Origin of the sequence: Streptomyces sp. AJS327 (assembly GCF_013450295.1) — a bacterium.
In the GTDB taxonomy this organism is placed as follows: domain Bacteria; phylum Actinomycetota; class Actinomycetes; order Streptomycetales; family Streptomycetaceae; genus Streptomyces.
Window position 1 is genome coordinate 998,094 of sequence record NZ_SKBR01000003.1, and the last position, 17,206, is coordinate 1,015,299.

At 70.7% G+C, this 17,206-nt stretch carries 13 protein-coding genes, 1 tRNA gene and 3 pseudogenes; 11 read left to right on the forward strand and 6 right to left on the reverse strand.

Going from position 1 to position 17,206, the window contains the following annotated elements; all coding sequences use genetic code 11:
• Window positions 1-725 precede the first annotated feature (725 nt).
• Entirely contained in the window at window positions 726-1,124 is a 399-nt protein-coding gene (rbsD, locus tag E0L36_RS21375) for a D-ribose pyranase (RefSeq protein ID WP_180930721.1), read from the forward strand.
• A 734-nt stretch (window positions 1,125-1,858) separates the two neighbouring features.
• Here rbsD and E0L36_RS21380 read toward each other — a convergent pair.
• Complete coding sequence (locus E0L36_RS21380) at window positions 1,859-2,440, reverse strand: TerD family protein (protein WP_180930722.1); 582 nt, start codon at window positions 2,438-2,440, stop codon at window positions 1,859-1,861.
• 378 nt (window positions 2,441-2,818) lie between these two features.
• Between E0L36_RS21380 and E0L36_RS21385 the strand changes: the two genes are divergently transcribed.
• A complete protein-coding gene (locus E0L36_RS21385) occupies window positions 2,819-3,394 on the forward strand; it encodes a TerD family protein (RefSeq protein WP_180930723.1) in 576 nt (191 codons plus the stop codon).
• 204 nt (window positions 3,395-3,598) lie between these two features.
• On the opposite strand, the gene E0L36_RS21390 is transcribed toward E0L36_RS21385, so the two are convergent.
• On the reverse strand, window positions 3,599-4,204 hold the full coding sequence (locus tag E0L36_RS21390) for a pyridoxamine 5'-phosphate oxidase family protein (protein ID WP_180930724.1): 606 nt from the start codon (window positions 4,202-4,204) through the stop codon (window positions 3,599-3,601).
• Window positions 4,205-4,398: 194 nt separating this feature from the next.
• Between E0L36_RS21390 and E0L36_RS21395 the strand changes: the two genes are divergently transcribed.
• Both E0L36_RS21395 and E0L36_RS21400 read left to right on the forward strand, forming a co-directional pair.
• The gene (locus E0L36_RS21395) at window positions 4,399-8,544 is read left to right on the forward strand and encodes a CHAT domain-containing protein (RefSeq protein ID WP_180930725.1); all 4,146 of its coding nucleotides are present in this window, start codon (window positions 4,399-4,401) and stop codon (window positions 8,542-8,544) included.
• On the forward strand, window positions 8,541-9,284 hold the full coding sequence (locus E0L36_RS21400) for a hypothetical protein (RefSeq protein WP_180930726.1): 744 nt from the start codon (window positions 8,541-8,543) through the stop codon (window positions 9,282-9,284). The genes E0L36_RS21395 and E0L36_RS21400 overlap by 4 nt, the downstream gene beginning before the upstream one ends.
• A gap of 756 nt (window positions 9,285-10,040) precedes the next feature.
• Here E0L36_RS21400 and E0L36_RS21405 read toward each other — a convergent pair.
• Entirely contained in the window at window positions 10,041-10,715 is a 675-nt protein-coding gene (locus E0L36_RS21405) for an HAD family hydrolase (RefSeq protein ID WP_180930727.1), read from the reverse strand.
• A gap of 108 nt (window positions 10,716-10,823) precedes the next feature.
• Between E0L36_RS21405 and E0L36_RS28330 the strand changes: the two are divergent.
• The 4 genes and pseudogenes from E0L36_RS28330 to E0L36_RS21425 form a co-directional block, all read left to right on the forward strand.
• Window positions 10,824-11,003: pseudogene (locus E0L36_RS28330) on the forward strand (helix-turn-helix domain-containing protein); the annotation flags it as partial.
• 160 nt (window positions 11,004-11,163) lie between these two features.
• Window positions 11,164-11,841 carry a DUF3592 domain-containing protein gene (locus tag E0L36_RS28335; RefSeq protein ID WP_308416874.1) on the forward strand — a complete coding sequence of 226 codons (678 nt, stop codon included), beginning with the start codon at window positions 11,164-11,166 and terminating at the stop codon, window positions 11,839-11,841.
• A complete protein-coding gene (locus E0L36_RS21420) occupies window positions 11,838-12,455 on the forward strand; it encodes a hypothetical protein (RefSeq protein ID WP_219636851.1) in 618 nt (205 codons plus the stop codon). The genes E0L36_RS28335 and E0L36_RS21420 overlap by 4 nt, the downstream gene beginning before the upstream one ends.
• Window positions 12,452-12,811, forward strand: a complete 360-nt coding sequence (locus E0L36_RS21425; protein WP_180930730.1) for a hypothetical protein — start codon at window positions 12,452-12,454, stop codon at window positions 12,809-12,811. The genes E0L36_RS21420 and E0L36_RS21425 overlap by 4 nt, the downstream gene beginning before the upstream one ends.
• A 422-nt stretch (window positions 12,812-13,233) precedes the next feature.
• On the opposite strand, the pseudogene E0L36_RS27930 reads toward E0L36_RS21425, so the two are convergent.
• A pseudogene (locus E0L36_RS27930) lies at window positions 13,234-13,465 on the reverse strand (hypothetical protein).
• 95 nt (window positions 13,466-13,560) lie between these two features.
• Between E0L36_RS27930 and E0L36_RS21430 the strand changes: the two are divergent.
• Together E0L36_RS21430 and E0L36_RS28560 are read left to right on the forward strand one after the other, a co-directional pair.
• Complete coding sequence (locus tag E0L36_RS21430; protein ID WP_180930731.1) at window positions 13,561-14,259, forward strand: helix-turn-helix domain-containing protein; 699 nt, start codon at window positions 13,561-13,563, stop codon at window positions 14,257-14,259.
• A pseudogene (locus E0L36_RS28560) lies at window positions 14,256-15,075 on the forward strand (site-specific integrase); the annotation flags it as partial. The gene E0L36_RS21430 and the pseudogene E0L36_RS28560, both read left to right, overlap by 4 nt.
• Before the next feature lie 190 nt (window positions 15,076-15,265).
• On the opposite strand, the gene E0L36_RS21440 reads toward E0L36_RS28560, so the two are convergent.
• Window positions 15,266-15,338: transfer RNA gene (locus E0L36_RS21440), tRNA-Arg, on the reverse strand.
• A gap of 548 nt (window positions 15,339-15,886) precedes the next feature.
• Here E0L36_RS21440 and E0L36_RS21445 point away from each other — a divergent pair.
• On the forward strand, window positions 15,887-16,183 hold the full coding sequence (locus E0L36_RS21445; protein WP_180930732.1) for a hypothetical protein: 297 nt from the start codon (window positions 15,887-15,889) through the stop codon (window positions 16,181-16,183).
• A 74-nt stretch (window positions 16,184-16,257) separates the two neighbouring features.
• On the opposite strand, the gene wrbA is transcribed toward E0L36_RS21445, so the two are convergent.
• Window positions 16,258-16,881 (reverse strand): NAD(P)H:quinone oxidoreductase, encoded by a 624-nt coding sequence (wrbA, locus tag E0L36_RS21450; protein ID WP_180930733.1) that lies wholly within the window; start codon window positions 16,879-16,881, stop codon window positions 16,258-16,260.
• Window positions 16,882-17,206: the final 325 nt, after the last annotated feature.

The following is a 17,206-nucleotide window of genomic DNA, read 5'->3' on the forward strand; positions in this document are numbered from 1 at the left end:
GGACCCGGGGGCGGCCCCCAGCCCCAATCCCGGTCCTCACCCCGGCCCGCTCCCGATACCCCGAACACCCCATCCCGCCCATACACCCCTCATCCCCGCGAGATCCTCCCCGCCACCCCCGGCTCCCACCCCGGCCATCCGCCACCCCGTCCCGCTCCTCCTCGCGGGACCCTCATCCCCCTCTCCCGCCCCCGTTCCCCGGAGCCCTCCGCACCCCCCTTCGGGGCTCGCCCACCGTCCCCTCCCCGCGCTCCCTCCGCCCCGTACGTACCGCCGTACGCACCCCCGGGCCGCCGCCTCCTCGGGCGACCAGCCATGATCGACCTCGACCGCCCGCGACCGGCGGGCCTCGCACCGCGACCGCGCCCCCGCCCACGCTCACCACGAGGCGGCGGCCACCGCGCCGCGACGGCCGACCACGACGGCGGGGACACGACGGTCGCGGCGGGCCGGAGGGGCACGGCGACCGGGGCGGCGAACGGGAGCGGCGGGAACAGGAGCGCGGGGGACGAGCGAGGCGGACGAAACCCGAGGCCCACGGGGCGAACGGTCCGCACGGCACGCCACGGCGCGGCGGGTCGGCGCGGCAGGGGCACGGCGTCACGGCACGGCAGGCACGCACGGGACGGCAACAGGACCGGTCCAACAGGACGGCACGGCGACACGACGGCACGGCAACAGGACGGCACGGGACGGGGACACACCATGACGAGAGAGGTCACAGCATGAAGCGAACCGGCATCCTCAACCCGCACCTGCTCAGCGGTATGGCGCGGCTGGGGCACACCGACGAACTCGTCGTCTGCGACGCCGGGTTGCCCATACCCACCGGCCCGACGGCGCCCATCGTCGTCGACCTCTCGCTGGTCGCCGGGACGCCCACCTTCGCCGAGGTGCTCGACGCCCTGCTCGGCGAACTCGTCGTGGAGGGGGCGACGGCCGCCGCCGAGATCCGCGAGCACAACCCCCGCACCGCCGACCTCCTGACCCGCCACTTCCCCGAACTCGCCCTGATCCCGCACGAGGAGCTGAAGCTCCGGGCCGCCCGGGCCAAGTGCGTGGTGCGCACCGGGGAGGCCACCCCGTACGCCAACGTCGTCCTCCGCAGCGGCGTCCCGTTCTGACCGACGACGCGGCCACCAACCCCCGTAGACACACCCCAATCCGCCCCGCAGACCCACCCGTTCCCGCGTACCCCACCCGCTTCCGCCCCCGGTGTTCTCCGTCCGCCCGGCGGAGTGGGTTCGCCGGGCGGAGTGCGTCAGTCCGGCGGGGTGCGTCCGCCGCGCGAGGAGAGTCGTCCGTGCGGGGTGAGCCCCCCGAGGGGGTGGTAGTTGGGGCGGGCGAGTTGTCCGGTTCTGAACGGTGGTTCTGACGGCGACCCGGGGGCCCCAGCACCACACCCGGCCCTTCCTGGCAAACCGACCTGGGGCCCCAGTTCTGCGGTCCGGAGGGCGCGTCGGCCGCGTCGCCCGCGCAAACCGGTGCGATCGGGGCGCCGGTTCGCCGCTTCGGTGTCACGCCCGGCCCGTTCCGGTGGTCCCCGTTCCGGTAGCGGCTGCGAATCCGGCCGCCCCTCCGCCGGGGGCCCGCCACGCCGCGACGCCCCACGTCGCCCACCGCTCCTACGGAGCGCGACCCGGCGGAGAACCCGGGAGAGAACCCGGGAGAGAACCCGGGAGAGGAACCGGAAAGGAGGGGGATGGAACCGGAAAGGAGAAGGCGGGAGTGGAAGGAGAGGGGGAGCCACCGCCAACTCCCCCTCGGAAACCGACGGTTACGCCCGACGGTCATGTCTGTCAGCCACGCCGGCAGTCACGGTCACGCCCGACGTCCGGCTGTCAGTTACCTCGGACGGTCACAGGTGTTCGGCGATGGCGGGCATGAGGTCCTGGAACGTGCGGCCCGCGGCGGGGCTGCCGAGCGCGGCCATCTCCCAGCCGTTGCCGTTCCGCCGCACCTTGGCCATGATCTGCGCGGTGTGCTGGCCGCCGCCGGTGAGGGTGTAGCGGGCGAGTTCCTGGCCGTTGGTCTCGTCGACGAGTCGGCAGAAGGCGTTCTGTACCTGCTCGAAGGTCTGCCCGGTGAAGCTGTTGACGGTGAAGACGATCTGGTCGACGTGGGTCGGGACCCGGAGCAGGTCCACCAGGATCGACTCGTCGTCCCCGCCCTGCCCGGCGCCGCCGGTGAGGTTGTCGCCGGTGTGCCGCACCGAGCCGTCGTCGCTGACCAGGTGCTGGAAGAAGACCACGTCCACCGGCTCGCGTTCGGCGAACAGCACGGCGGAGGCGTCCAGGTCGATCTCCTTGGCCGTCAGCCGGGACAGCAGCCCCTTGCGCGGGGCGGCCTGCCAGCCGAGCCCCATCCGGACGACGGTGAGGGTGCCTCCGTCGTTCTTGGTCAGGCTGATCTGCTGTCCCTTGGACAGGTTCACGCTCATGTATGCGTCACTCCGGAAAGCTGAGGGGGCCCGGCGGGCGCGGGGCGGGAGCGGGCTCCGGACCCCGGCCCGTCAGATGGAACTACAGCAGTGTAGAAGAAGAAGCCCCGCCCGGTCCCGCTGTCCGGGCGCCGGGCCAGCGGAACGCCCGCCGAACGGCGAGATCAGGACATCCCCGTCCCGGGCCGGAAGGTCAAACTCGATGGCCCGTACGGGTGTTGGCGCCGCTCGGACGGCCGTGGTGCGGGGCTCCGGCCTGACCCGGATCGGAAAGGGGGCGGCGCGTCCCGGGTCACCCCCGGGTCCGTGCCCACACCACGTTTTCTACAGTGTTGTAGATTTTTCGTTATCCCAACTACCGCACCCCGGGAGGGAATCGTGGGAGTCTCACTGTCCAAGGGCGGCAACGTCTCGCTCAGCAAGGAAGCCCCTGGCCTCACCGCCGTCACGGTCGGCCTGGGCTGGGACATCCGGACCACCACCGGCGCCGACTTCGACCTCGACGCCAGCGCGCTGATGGTCGACAGCGGCAGCAAGGTGGTCTCGGACCAGCACTTCGTCTTCTTCAACAACCTTGCCAGCCCCGACGGTTCGGTCCAGCACACCGGTGACAACCTCACCGGTGAGGGCGACGGCGACGACGAGCAGATCAAGGTGAACCTGGTGGGCGTGCCCGCCGAGGTCGACAAGATCGTCTTCCCCGTCTCCATCCACGACGCCGAGAGCCGTGGGCAGAGCTTCGGCCAGGTGCGCAACGCCTTCATCCGCGTCGTCAACCAGGCCGACGACAGCGAACTGGCCCGCTACGACCTGTCCGAGGACGCCTCCACCGAGACCGCCATGGTCTTCGGTGAGCTGTACCGCAACGGCGAGGAGTGGAAGTTCCGCGCCGTCGGCCAGGGCTACGCCTCCGGACTCGCCGGAATCGCCCAGGACTTCGGCGTCAACGTCTGAACCGTCCGCACCCCGCCCGGGGCCACCGCCCACCAGCACCGGCCCCGGGCCCCCACCTCCCGGCCCCCGCCTTGCCCCGCACCGCCCCGGCCCCCGCACCCACGCCCCGCCGTACCGCCACCGCGCCTGGCGTGCCAGCGCGGCCGTCCGTGACAGGCGGCTGTCGCGCCACGGCCGTGCGTGCCCCGGTGCCGGAACCCGGAGCTACGTCGCGTCCCGTGGGGCGGGCGGCAGTGGCGGCAGTGGAAGGGGCAGTCCCGGCAGCCCGTCGATGCTCCGGGCGACGTGCTCCTTCTTCCGGAAGTACTCGTCGAGGGAGGTGTCGGTCTCCCGCGCGAACCGCGAGGCGTGCAGCGGACGTTCCCCGTCGAAGGTCATGAACGGCACCGCGTACCCGCAGGTGTCCCGGATCTGCTCGGCGGTCACCACGATGATCGCCCGCAGGCCGTGCGCCGTCGCGTCGATGTCCGGGAAGTGCTCCATGAGCCCGGTCCAGCGCGCGTCGTCACGGAAGACCGGCTCGCCACGGCCGTGGACGCGCACGATGCTCGGCGGTCCGTCGAAGGCACACCACATCAGCGTGATGCGGCCGTTCTCACGCAGATGGGCCACGGTCTCGGCGTTGCTCCCAGCGAAGTCGAGGTAGGCCACGGTGAGTTCGTCCAGCACGGCGAACGATCCGTCCAGGCCCTTGGGCGAAAGGTTGACGGTGCCGTCTCCGTCCAGCGGCGCCGTCGCGGTGAAGAAGATGTGCTGCGCCTCGATGAAGGCCCGCAGCCTGCCGTCTATCCGCTCGTAGCTCTTACCCATGGCCCGATGATGACGCCCCAACCCCCACCCCGCGGTAGGCAGAAACCGGCAACCCAGGCCAACTTTCCTCCGGTCACTCCTTGTTGCCGGTCAACCCGCCCGATACCGCCACCAGGACTCGATACCCCGCCCCCACCTCCACCCCCGAACCCGCGACCGTCCCCCCTCCGTCACCCGCCGTCGTCTTCACTACGATGAACGATCTGACGGATGGGGGACTGGTGGCGGACGCGCGAATTCGCGAACTAGCCGCTCTCATACGCGAGTTCGGCGACGGTGGAGACCCCGGGCGCGTTCTCGGGGAGGATGCCTCGGCTGGCGCGGCGGAACTCCTGGCGTCGGTGGGCGAGCGCCCCGAGGAGGCCGACGCCGAAGTTCTCCACACCGTCGCCGCGTTCTACTGGGCCCGCTCCCTGGCGCACGAGGACGACACCCTCGCCGCCCGGGAACTGGAGCTGGCGACCGGTGTGTTCGCCCAGCTGTACCGGGTGGACCACCGGCGGGTCCCGCGAGCGTTGTGGCCCCGGCTCGCCGAGGAGACCGGACACCACCCGTGGAGCGATCCGCTGGACCACGCGGTGGATCTCCTCCGGGACGGTGTGAGGAAGGGCGACATCGCCGACCTCGACCAGGCCATCGGCCTGCTCGGGACGGTCGCTGACAGCACGGACGACGCGTATCGGGACACCCTCCACGGCCTCGCCCTCCACCAGCGCGCGGCCTTTCCTGACCGTCCCCGGGAAGAACGGCGGGCCGACCTAGACGTCGCGGTGCGGCTGCTGGGTGGGGTGGCGGCTCTCCCGGAGCCGTACGCCCCCCGGCGCGCGAGCCGCGGCGTGGTCCTCGCCGATGCCCTCTTCCGACGCTTCGAGGTGACGGGGAACAGCGGGGACCTCTCCCGCGCCGAGCGGACCTACCGGGACGCCCTCGACGCCGCCGCCGGGGATGCCCCCGCGTACGCGGGGGCGGCGGCCGGACTCGGTACGGCCCTTGGCCGTCGCGCGCAAGTGGCGGACACCACAGCCGACGACGCGGAAGGCGCCGTACCGGTACTGCGTGAAGCGGTCGGATGGCTGCGCCGCGCGGTCGACCTGACGGACGGCGACGGCCGCGAGGCGCCTCTTGCCAGCCTCAGCGCCATCATGCGGCAACTCCTCGAACGAACGTCTCGCGCCAGGAGGGCCAGGGGAGTCCCACCTCCCAACGCCGCCCTCGCGGCCCCGGACGACTGGCCGCCGCACGGGGAGGACCCCGCGGTCCGGCGGCAGGCCCAAGCTCTGACCAGTCTCGCCGGGCAGCTCGCGGCTCGGGTGGTGACCGAGAGCGAGGCCACCCGCCGGGTGACCGACCCGTCCCTAGACCTCTCGGAGGCCGCCGTGGTCTCCGTGGCGCTCCGGGCACTGCGTCTCGTGCGGACCGGCACGCCCCGCGACGCGTTGCCAGCACTGACCCTCGCCCTGGAGGCCGCGCGTACCCGCTGGGGCGCCCGGCAGGGAACCCCCTGGTGGTGGGTGGCCGACGCCTACGTCGAAGCCGGCCGGTTCACGCTGGTCGACGAGGCCGACGGGACGCTCTTCAGACGTGTCCGTGCTGTGGCGGACGAACAGATCGCCGTGCTGCGCGACGGCGGTCGCGCCACGGACCTCGCCGAACTCGCCGGGACCCTGTTCGCCGCCGGGCTGCTGTGCCTTACCCCGTACATGGCGAGCATGTCGGGACTGTCCTTCGAGTCGGCCCATCAGCTGTGGCGCGAACGCCGAGCTCGGCACCGGTCGGTCCACCCCGACGATTCCGTCGCACCGGAAACCGCGGAGATGCCCCCGCCGCTCGTCGCCGCCGAGGAGGCCGTCCGGTACCTGCGCGAGGGCGCCGGCCTGTCCCGCGAGCACGAGCGGGGGCGCGTCCTCAGGGCGCTGATCGAAGCCCTGTCCCTACTCGCCGGCCTCCGGGGGGAGTCGCACGACGAGGAGATCCGGACGGCCGCCCGTGAGGCGTTCGACCTGCTGGATCCCGTCCGGGACCCTCTCACTCAGGTGTACCTGCTGCGCATCCTGTGCCTGGCTGGCGAAGTCTCGCTGCCTGGCGACCTTCGGGACCTGCTACCCCTGTCACTGGCCGACATCCGGGACCGGGAGGGAGCGCGGGAGGCCGCGGGCGTCTTCGCCGAGGCGCTCACGCTCGCGGAAGAGGCCCGCCGCCCCGACCTGGAGTTCCAGCTGATCGAGGCGGCTGACCGCGAACTGCCGGAGATGCCAGCGGATTCCTACCGTCGCCGCCGCTGGGCCAGCGAGCTGCACTGCCTGACCGGCGACCGCCTGGAGTGCTCCGCGGGGCTGATCCAGGTACGGGAAGCCGCGGAGCGGCTCCGCGACCGCGCGGACGAGGAGGGCTGGCCTCCCGAGGAACGTGCCGCGACCCTCATCCACCTCGCCGCCCACGCGCGCGGCAATGAGGAGGAACATCTCGGCCGCGCCCTCACGGCGGAGGCGCGGAAGCTGGACCCGGAACTGTCCAGCCGGCGCGCCGCCGCCCTCGCCTTCCTCGACGGAACCCTCTCGTACGACATGGGGCTGCGCGCCTCGGCGGCGCCGGGCCAGGAGGCCCAGGCCGCACGTCACTTCGCTGAGGCACTCGCCGCCTACGCCCTGTGCGGCCAGGACGACATGGCGCTGAACAGCCTCGACGCCGCGACGCGCAGCGCGCTGGCCGCCGACGAGAGCAGCGCTGGCGCGGCGGTGGCGGCACTGGTCCCCGCCGCCGTATGGCTTCGGGGCGGCGCTGACGAGGTCATTGGCTGGAAGCTCCGGGATCTGTACCAGCAACTGATCGCCAAAGTGAGCGGAGCCGTCCTCCACCCCGCCCTGACGCTGACGATCCACCAGGCAGCCAAGGGAATCGACCTCACGCTCATCGCGGGGCGACCCGGCCCGCTCGCACCCTCCGCAACCCTCACGCGACTACTGGCCCGCGTCAGGGCGAACGAGTCACGACTGCCCGGGCCGCTGAGCGAGCCCGAACTCCCGAGCCCCGAAGAGGCCATGCTCTTCTACGTCGGCGCTGGCGAGTCCGAACCCGGCAACGACGCCGAGACGGAACACCGCAACAAGCAGCGAGCCGCGGACCGCCTGATCACCCGGGAACTCCTCGCCACCGCCCGTGCGGACCGAATGCCCATGATGTTCCCCGACGAATTGCGGGCCCTCCTGACCGAGGACACGGTGCTGCTCTCGCTGTACCTCGGTCACGCGCACCGGGACGGAACCGGGGACCCGGTGGTCTCCCTGTCCGGCTTGGCGGTGACCCGTGACGACGTGGAGCACCACACCGTGCTCCTGCCGAACTTCGATGGCGGACTCGTCCGCTTCACCCACGCCGGGCACTCGCTCTCCGCCCACCCGGTGGCGTTCCACGTCGCCGGCCTACGGCGGGCCGTCGTCGCGGACCCGCTGCACCGGCCCGTCAGCCGTGCGGCACAGCGGTGGCTCAGGGAGGACAGCGCCCCCTACCTGGCGGGTTTCACCGCCTCGCTGGACGGCTGGCGGGCTCAGGGGAAGCGGCATCTGTGCGTCTGGCCCCACGGCCCGTCGCACTACCTCCCCTACCACCTGCTGGAGGTCGACGGCCGTCCCCTCGCGGAGAGCTGGACCGTCACGCAGGTGCCGAGCCTGGGCCTCCTCCGCCCCCGAGCACCAGCCGCCCACCGTCCGCCCGGGCGTGGACTCGTCGTCTTCGCCTCCGCGGCCGGAGCCGCTCAGCACGGTCTCCTCGCTCAGGACGTCCTGGAGACCCACGCCACCCAGGTAGCCGCCGCGATGGGCGGCCAGGCGGTGCTGGGATCCGTGGCCACGCCGAGACGCCTGATCAGCGACCTCACCGACGCGCGCTACGTCCATGTGGCCGCGCACGGCGCGCACAACGCGTGGGCGCCGTGGTACCAGTGCCTGTTCCTGTCGCCGGACGCGGACAACGACGGCCGTGTCTTCGCCCACGACGTTCTCCAGATCGACCTGCGGGGAGTCGAACTCGTGACGCTGAGCTCCTGCGAGTCCGCCCTGGGCCGGTTCGACGTCAACGACAACCTGCGGGGCCTGCCCGCCGCGTTCCTCTTCGCGGGCGCCTCCGCCGTCATCGGATGCCTCTGGCCGGTCCACCCACAGGTGGCCACCGACTTCTTCGGCACCCTCTACGAGACCCTCGCGCGTACAACGGACCGGCGAGCCGCCTTCCGCGCCGCGCAACTGGCCGTCCGCGGCCGCCATCCCGCGTTCCGGGACTGGGGCTCGTTCTGCTTCATCGGCGACTGGCGCCCCTCCCAACCGAACCACGGAGCTGCCTCGTGACCCAGCTGGATCTGCCCCCGACCCCGCTCCACGACATCGACCTGGTGGAGGTACCCCGGCTACAGGCGCCGGCCACGCCGCGGCGTGTCGAAGGCCGGGTATCGCTCAGCCCCGCCATCGTCCACCCCCTGACGGCTCAGGAGGCGGCCTCGGAGGAGGCGGACTGGCTCGGATTCCTGACCGCGGAGGCGACGCGCAGCGACTATCTCCTCCTCAGCCTCACCTGCGCGTTCCGCCCTCCGGCGAACGGCGATCCCTTCGCTGACGCCGCCGTCGGCGTACTCCTGGAGTCCCCGGACGAACCCGCGGACCGGCAGCCCATCGCCTGGTCGATCTCCCCCAGAAAGCGCTTCCACCCGGTCGAGAGGGCAACCACCATCGGGCTCAGCGCCAGGCTCGCGATCGTCGAGTCCACCGTCGAGTTCACCCCGGGACAAGGCCGGGACGACCTTTTCGTCTACGGAATGGGCGAGCGGGACAGCGACCCGGAATGGCGTCTCCAGGCGACCAGCCGTCACCCCCTGATCGGAGACGAGACCTTCACCCTGATCGTCAAGGCCCCCGCCGGTGCCCCCTCACAGGCCCGGATAACGGTGGCGGCCACCATCAGGCACCGGCGGTTCGGCCTGATTCCCTACCGGGCGGCCCTCCCCACCACACTGCGGACCGTCGATCTGCGCTGTCAGACCACGCCGTACACCAACCACCCGACGGCCACCCCTCCCGGGAACGGCGCCTGACGCGGAGAGAGCGCCCCTAGCCGCGCACGCCGCCCCCTCCACACCGAGCCCGCGCAATGGCGCGCGAGCCGACGTGCTTTGGTCGCGCGGGAGCGATGCACCGTCAGCACCCGCACCGCCTCCCCGCGTCGTCGGCGTCCCGACCGTTCGCCAACCCGTCCAGCATCGCTAACCGACAGACGACGACGATGAGTTCGACCACGTTCCAACGCAACTCACCGCGCTCGCGGTGCCGTTGCCGGCCAGCCGCTCCACGCCCACCCCCCCCGCTGACGTGGCGCTCCACGCGGCACGCCGCGCCGGTGGGTCCGTCCGTACCCCTCGCGAAAGCGAGCGGAGGAGACCCCACACCTGTGCTTCCACCCCGGCCCCGTACGCACCCATGGGTGCCCCATGCACTTACCGCAAGAACGAAGCCCCGCCCTCCACTCGGACGACAGGACCTCCCACCCGCAACTTCTCGGTGTCCCTGGCAGGATTCGAACCTGCGACACCCGCTTTAGGAGTGGGATCGAATCCTTGATCGAGGGTGTTGATGTCTGCCGGGTGGTGCTGTTCTTGCAGGTAAGCGCCACCCGGCCTGCCGCCGGGTCCGGCTTTCAGCGCCTGATGTTCCGCCATCCGCTCACGCATCGCTCACGCACGGAGAGATTTCGGCGCGGCGGGATTTGAACTCACGACCTCTTCGTCCCGAATGAGGTCAGGGCAAGATCATCACTTGCGTCTGGTACGGGCACGGGCTTGAAGAGAGGGTGTCTACACGTAGGCGCTGACGAGCTTGACGAGGCGTTCCGTATCCGTGAGGTCTTCGAGCACGGTGTCCGCGTTGGCCGCGCGCAGGGCTTCTGTTGAGCTGCGGCCCGTGGCAACGGCGATGACCCGAACGCCATGTGCATGACCTCCCTCGACGTCTGCCGGGGTGTCGCCGATGAGCACAGCATCCGTCGCCGGGGTCGCGGCCCGACGCAGGGCGAGCGCCACGAGGTCGGGGCGGAGGTCCGCGTTCTCACCGTACGCGCCGGTGTCCCAGTCAATCCGTGAGTCCAGCCCGAAGACATGGAGCTTGGTCTCGGCGACCGCGCGCACGTTGCCGGTCACCACCGTTTGCCGGACGTCGGCCACGTGCAGCGCCTCCAGCGCAGCAGCGGCTCCGGGAAGCGCGGCGCCTCGCTCACGGAGTTCACGTGCGTTGGCGACGTGCTCCTCCGAAAGGACTTGCGCGAACCGTTCGAAATCGGCCTGGGTCGTCTCCAGGCCGTGCAGCTTGGCCGTCTCGCGGAAGATCACTGGTTCCGTGATGCCGTCGATGGCTGCCTGCTCTCTCATTGGTATGCCCGTCACCTGCTCGAACGCGGCGGCGGACAGGGCGCGGCCGACCCCGCGCGACTCGATGAGGGTGTGGTCGATGTCCCACAGCAGCAGCCGAGGCATGAGTTGCCCCTTCTTGGGGGTTGTACGTGCGTTCTCTCGCCTGATGGTTTGCGGACGGTACCCAGGCCGTAGGGCCACGGCCTACCCTGTGCGGCGAGGGGAGAGCGCATGGCTGAACCACTGCACATCGGCGCCCGCATCAGCCACTACCGGAAGAAGAACGGTAACCGACCGCTCGCCGCCGTTGCCGGTCTGTGCGGGGTCACCGAGCGGTACTTCTCGATGCTGGAGAACGGCAAGCGGAACCCCTCACCGAAGCTCCTGAACACCATCGCCTCCGAGCTTGGCGTCTCCGTAGCAGCGCTCCTTACCGATCAGCCGCCGGAGCCCCCCAAAGTACGGCTCACCACGGCCCGGTTCCGCCACAACACCCTCGACCCGACGACCTGTACGACGTGCGGTTCGACGGCTGGGCCGATGATCCGCCGCACGAGAACGGAGAGAGCCAGTGAGTCTCACGAACCCCGAGTCGCGGTGGTGGAACCGCGACCAGATCCGCCGGATCGGCGCGTACCTGCTGTGGACGCTCGCGATCCTGTTCACGTTAATCGGGATCCCGAACCCGTTCGTCGGCGACGTCGCCCCGCTGCCCGTGTGGACGGAGATCGTGATGGTGATACTGCCGATCCCGATGCTCATTGCAGGCGGGTTCCTCCACTCGTTCGGCATCGACGGCGAGACCGGTGTGCGGACCGTCGGCCTGCCGCTCTCCGCGTACATATTCGCCCTGGGCGTCGGCATGATCGTGGGTGACCTGTGGTCCGGAGAGCTCGGCCAGGTCACGACCCCGGGGATGCTGAGGCAGGGGATCGGGATCGCCGTGCTCGGGGTTCTCGGCGTCGTTCTGGTCGAGTGGCCGCACGCCCGGTCCGTCCGTCGAGGCGACCTTGAGCGGCGCGTCGACCGCTCGGGTGTCGCTACGACGGGGGCGGTGACGCGTGCGCGCGGCTACTCGCGGAACTATCGGACCGTCACCCGGATCACGGTGCGATTCGCTGACACCGAAGGACGCGAAAGCTGGGCCAGCGACACGCTCGCCGGTGAGCTGACCACGGGCCAGCGGGTGAACGTGCGATACCTGCCCGACGAGCTGGGCCGCCGCGGCGCGGTCGTGCTGAGCCGATGATGAAGGAGGAGCGCCCCAAGCCCACGCGCGCCGAATTGCTGAACGGACGCAGCGCCGCGGGCGTGATCCGCTACGCCCGGCTGAACGAGGGGCCCGAAGGGGGATACACCGACGAGGATCTCTTCATCGAGATCCAGGCGGCCGGGCCCGACGGGATGGTGACACTGCTGCGAACCGTGCAGTCTCCGCTGCTCAGGACGGGCGCGGGCCGCACGCTCGTCGGCCGAGAAGTGCGCGTCCGGCATACGACGCTTGACCCTCACTATCTCGAGGACGTGCTCGTCGAGCAGTGGCCGGCAGAGGTCGCGGAAGCGCTGAAGCCGTTCCGTCCGCGAGGCCGAGGAGCGTTCGGCTATCGAGTGTGGTCGCTCATCTCGGGCCTCGGCGTCGTGGTCGGTTGCGGAGGGATCATGCTCCTGGTCCCGTCGCTGTGCGTGCTCATCGCCACGCTGATCTTCGGGCCGCAGATGGTCGACAACTTCCCGGCCTGGCTGCAGCCCGTCGTGGTGTTCCCGGCGAGCGTCGTCGCTGTGCCGCTGGGCTTCTGGGTCCACTTTGCCTGCGGGTACCGAGCAGAGACAACACGCGCGAAGATCGAAGGACGAACATCATGACGGCTCAGCCCTGGCCTGCGGATCCCGCATCCGCATGGGCGGAGGCCGTGCGGTCGCCTGCGCCCTACGAGCGCCTCACGGATCCGCCCGATGCCGGGGCTGCCGATGCGGATTCGATCGCGGACTGGATCGAGGACCAGCGATCGGTGCTGCCGATGCTCGCGATCGTGAGCGCAGCGGTCGGCGCGATCGTCATCGGCGGCCTGATGATCAGTGTCCCACCGCGCCCCGGGGACGGCGCGGCGAAAGCCTCGGTGCAGTGGGCGACCGGAGTCGGACTGCTCGTCGCGAGCGCCGTGTCGGTCTGTGGGCGGCGATCAGCCGACGGAGACGGAGAGCGCGACCGCCGCGCCTGATCCCCGAGGTGCGGCTCGTGCTCTGCCAGCTGCACCGCCCGGTTCAACGTCAACCAGGGCGACGGATATCGGGAGACATGCGTGGCGATCGGTGCGCAGGTGCGCACCGGGTTGACCGGGGATGGCGGTTGCGGGCCATGCCGCATGGCTGGGCGCGGAATAAGCGTCGGGGTTGGTGGGTTCCACTCGGCGGCTCCTCGTCTGGCGGTGGCGGGCTCGCACGCCCTGACCGCCGGGTCGCTTCCTGTCAATGGGGGCAAGGGAGTCACTGGAGCCTCCGGCGTCGCACCGCCGGGGGCCTTCCCTCTTCTCGCGGGCGCTGGGCCACGGCGAGGGATCACGAACCGTACGGCGACGTCCCGCTACAGTCCAGAGTTTCTGTGTCAGCTCAGCGCAGAAGCGTCGGCTATGTATGCCTGCGGTCATGCCGCCAAGCCCAGCAGGTTCAACAGGCCGGCGGTCACCACCCGGTAGGCGTTGCCCAGGCGCAGCACCTTGCACGGGTACTGGCCACGCTTGGCGAGCTCGTACCCCTTGCTTCGTCCGAGCCCCAGTGCTCGGTTGCTGGTCTCCAGGTCAACAGCGGCAGGAAGCTCCAGCAGGCTCCTCGCGGCTCATGCCCTTCGCTCGGCCCACGGGTTCGTTGTCACGCATACGCGCTCCATCCATGACTGAGCCCTCGGCGAACACGGTGATCGAGGCTCGTCTCCAGGCCATGGAATCAACGCTAAGCGGGTTAATGTGTCTTCATGACACAACACTGTTCTGACCATGGATACGAGAAGAGCGACGAGGACAACGCCCTCGAGTGGGTGGACCAGGTCATGGCCACCGTGGCCGCCGAGGTCCGCAGGCGACGGAAGGAACTGGGTTGGAGCGCGCAGGACTTGGCCGACAAGTGCGAGGTGATCGGTCACTCGATCCCTCGCAATGTGATCGCCAACATGGAGTCCGGTCGGCGCTCCAACCTGCCCCTGGTCGACGTCATGGTCCTGGCCCGGGCCCTGAACACATCCCCCATCTGCCTCATCTATCCCGTCGGCTACATCGACGACGTACAGCGGCTTCCCCTCGAACACCCCACCTCCACGCTGGATGCACTGAAGTGGTTCACCGGGGAGAGCGCCGAACTCGGTGCCGAGGACGACATGCTGCGCTACTTCCGCGCCCACCGCGCTGCCGAGGAGAGGCTCCGGACCGCAGGTCAAGAGGAGGAATACGCGGGCTACAAGGCCCGGAGTGCCAATAACGCCGACCGGAAGGCCGAAGCCCTCCGTGCTCAAGCCAGTGCCGCCCAGGCGGCCGAGGCGGCCAAAGTCCGTCTGCGAAAGGCCCGCGCCTTCATCAAGGAGGGAGGTGTCACGCCTCCCCATCTGTGGTCCGACCTCGCCGCCGAGGTCGACCCACCCGAATCCATCCCCAACAGCATTGAGGAGAACGACGTTTGAAGGGCTCTACCCACCGCCGTTGCTACTGCCGTGACCCCTAGACCGGCAAGCGGCTCGGCAAGAAGTGCCCCAGGCTCTCCAGCCGCAAGCACGGCTCGTACTCCGTACGCCAGGAACTCCCGCCCCGCGAGGACGGCACCCGCCGCTCCTTCAGCCGCGCCGGATACGAGACCCTCAAGGCCGCTCAGGCCGACCTCGACCACATACGCGCGCTCCTCGGTCTCGCCGAGTCCGACGAGTCCGAGGGGCTGACCCAGATCGCCGCGCTGTTGGAGAAGGTTGCCGACGAGAAGGCTCCGCTGCCGGAAATCGAGCCGACCCGCAGGCGCCTCAGCCACGGCCTGGACCTGACGAGCCGTCTCACGGCCGGCGAGTGGCTGGACATGTGGTTGGCCGGTAAGAAGGGGCGGCAGAGCGCCATCAGTCGCGACGAGAGCAACATCCGCGTGCACCTCAAGCCGCGGATTGGGCACTACCGGCTCGATCGGCTGCGAGTCGCTCACCTCTCGGAGATGTTTGAGGCGATCGCAGAGGCCAATGTCGAGATCGCCGAGGGCAAACGCCGCGCGGCGCAAGGCGTTCGAGGACCTCTCTCAGATCCCCTGGAAGGGACGCGAGCCCCGCGCCCGCCGCAAGGCGATGAAGGCGGCCATCGCCGAGATGGAGCCCTACCGCCGCATCGTCGGTCCGGCCACGCGTCAGCGCGTCCGCTCCACCCTGCGGGCTGCGCTGAACGCCGCGACCGCCGAGGCCGCCGCTCGGTTCGTGCCACGGGCCCGAGCCACCTCCGACAACACCGCCCCGAAGCGGAGCCCGAGCCCGACGACGCGCAGCATCCGGCCCGGAGTCCGCGCCGGATGATGCTGATCCGTTGGGAGCCATTTCGGAGATCAACTCTCTGTCCGCTCACGCACCGCTCACGCAAACGGTCCCGGACGAGGAGTCCGAGGCCGAATAGAGTGCCTCCCTGGGTGAGAAACCCCAGGTCAGGTGGGTAATGCGTTTGTGCCCCCGGCAGGATTCGAACCTGCGACACCCGCTTTAGGAGAGCGGTGCTCTATCCCCTGAGCTACGGAGGCGGAGGGGGAGGTGGTGAGGTTGGCGGCGATCGGTGATCGTCCGGCCGCTCCCCGTCACGTTCGCCCCGTTCCGGTGGCCGCGAGGGATCCACGGCCGCGACTAGCGTACCGGGTCACCGACTCGGGTGTGGAACGCCTTTCGGCGTTCGCCTCCCGCCGGGCGTTGGGCCGCCGGTGGTGGTGGGGGAGCGCCCCGGATGGGTTGTCCGACTCGTCCGCGTCTTGGCCCGCCGCGTCCGTGTCTCGTTCCCGTTCGCCTTGCCGGATCGGGAGTGGCGCGGGCGGTCCGCCGTTCCGTGGGCGGGAGTTCGGGCGGGCGGGCCCTCAACGCTGGTTCGGGCGAGGGCGATGTGGTGGTCGCACTGTGTGCCCGCCCGCGGGTGCTGCTGTGCCCGTAGCGGACGGACGGTGTGCCCTGGGTGGGGCAGAGGGGCGGATACCTGGTTACGGGGCGCGCGGGCTGCGGGGTGGGGCGTGCGGGAGCAGCATGGGTGGAGGGATGTCGCGAGGCCGTGGACCAGCCGCGGTCCGAAGGATCGGGGTGACCCATGACGACAGCTCACGCTCCCCACCCGTCGCACGCTCACGAGCACGGACCGGGCTGCGGTCACGTCGCCGTGCCGCACCGGGACCATGTGGACTACGTGCACGACGGACACCTCCACCGCGTGCACGGCGATCACGTCGACGAATGTGAGCCGGGAGAGCACACCGCCCACGAACGGCACGTTCACGAGCACGGCCCGGGGTGCGGGCATGTGGCGGTGCCGCACGACGATCACGTGGACTACGTGCACGACGGTCATCGGCACGCCTTCCACGACGGTCACTGGGACGACCACTGAGCCGCCATCCTTGCCCGGCTGCCCGGCTGCCCGGCTGACGGTGGTGTGGATCGGGCGGTCCGGGCGGTGGGTGATCAGGCGGCGCGGCCCGCCTTGAGGGCCCGGGTGACCTCGACGACGCGGCGGGCCTGGACCTGGGCGGCGGTGCGGGCCACCTCGTCGACGGGGTTCTCGCCCTGCGCGTCGACGTGGGAGGTGCCGTACGGGTTGCCGTCGGTGAACTTCGAGGCGGTGGTGTAGCCGGGCGTCACCAGGATGCCCCCGAAGTGGTGAACCGTGTTGTAGAGGGCGAGGAGCGTCGACTCCTGGCCACCGTGCAGGGTCGCGGAGGCCGTGAAGCCGCTGTAGGTCTTGTCGACGAGCTGTCCGTTCGCCCACAGCCCGCCGAGCTGGTCGATGAACTGCTTCAGCTGGGACGAGACGTTGCCGAATCGGGTGGGGCTGCCCAGGATCAGCGCGTCCGCCCAGTCGGCGTCGTCCGGGGTCGCCTCGGGGATGTCCGCGGTGGCCCGGGCGTTCGCCGCCCAGGCCGGGTTGGAGTCGATCGCCGCCTGCGGGGCGAGTTCCGTGGCCCGGCGCAGCCGCACTTCCGCGCCTTCCTGTTCGGCCGTCTGGGCGATCTCCTGGGCGAGGGTCGCGATGGTGCCGGTTGAGGAGTAGTAGACGACGGCGACCTTGACGGGGGCGGGGGTGCTCATGGCGGGCTCCGATCGATGCGTCTCCGGGTGGCTGGGCGGTGCGTACCGACGCGGCGGGTTGGCCCCGCGTGCGGGTGCTCCCGGGCGGTCCGGTGCGGTTCACCGACGACGTCCGTTGGCGGCGGCCGAACCCACGATGCGCGGTACGTCCTCATTTTCCGGTCTGCGCCGCGGGCGCGCCCGCGCGCGGCGCGGAGGGGGCGCCACTCTGCGACCGCCTGGCGTCTGGACACCACTCCGCGCGGTTGCCCGTACGTCTCCCCGCACACCCCGTGTGCCCTGGCGCTCGTACCCCCTGCCCTCGGCCCACTCCGGTCCTTTCCGT

Coding starts and splice junctions, on each gene's coding strand:
- E0L36_RS21405 (WP_180930727.1), bottom strand. CDS start 10,715: ATGCCTCGGCTGCTGCTGTGGGACATCGACCACACCCTCATCGAGTCG.
- E0L36_RS21380 (WP_180930722.1), bottom strand. CDS start 2,440: ATGAGCGTGAACCTGTCCAAGGGACAGCAGATCAGCCTGACCAAGAAC.
- E0L36_RS21430 (WP_180930731.1), top strand. CDS start 13,561: ATGACACAACACTGTTCTGACCATGGATACGAGAAGAGCGACGAGGAC.
- E0L36_RS21395 (WP_180930725.1), top strand. CDS start 4,399: ATGAACGATCTGACGGATGGGGGACTGGTGGCGGACGCGCGAATTCGC.
- E0L36_RS21425 (WP_180930730.1), top strand. CDS start 12,452: ATGACGGCTCAGCCCTGGCCTGCGGATCCCGCATCCGCATGGGCGGAG.
- E0L36_RS21420 (WP_219636851.1), top strand. CDS start 11,838: ATGATGAAGGAGGAGCGCCCCAAGCCCACGCGCGCCGAATTGCTGAAC.
- rbsD (WP_180930721.1), top strand. CDS start 726: ATGAAGCGAACCGGCATCCTCAACCCGCACCTGCTCAGCGGTATGGCG.
- wrbA (WP_180930733.1), bottom strand. CDS start 16,881: ATGAGCACCCCCGCCCCCGTCAAGGTCGCCGTCGTCTACTACTCCTCA.
- E0L36_RS21390 (WP_180930724.1), bottom strand. CDS start 4,204: ATGGGTAAGAGCTACGAGCGGATAGACGGCAGGCTGCGGGCCTTCATC.
- E0L36_RS21445 (WP_180930732.1), top strand. CDS start 15,887: ATGACGACAGCTCACGCTCCCCACCCGTCGCACGCTCACGAGCACGGA.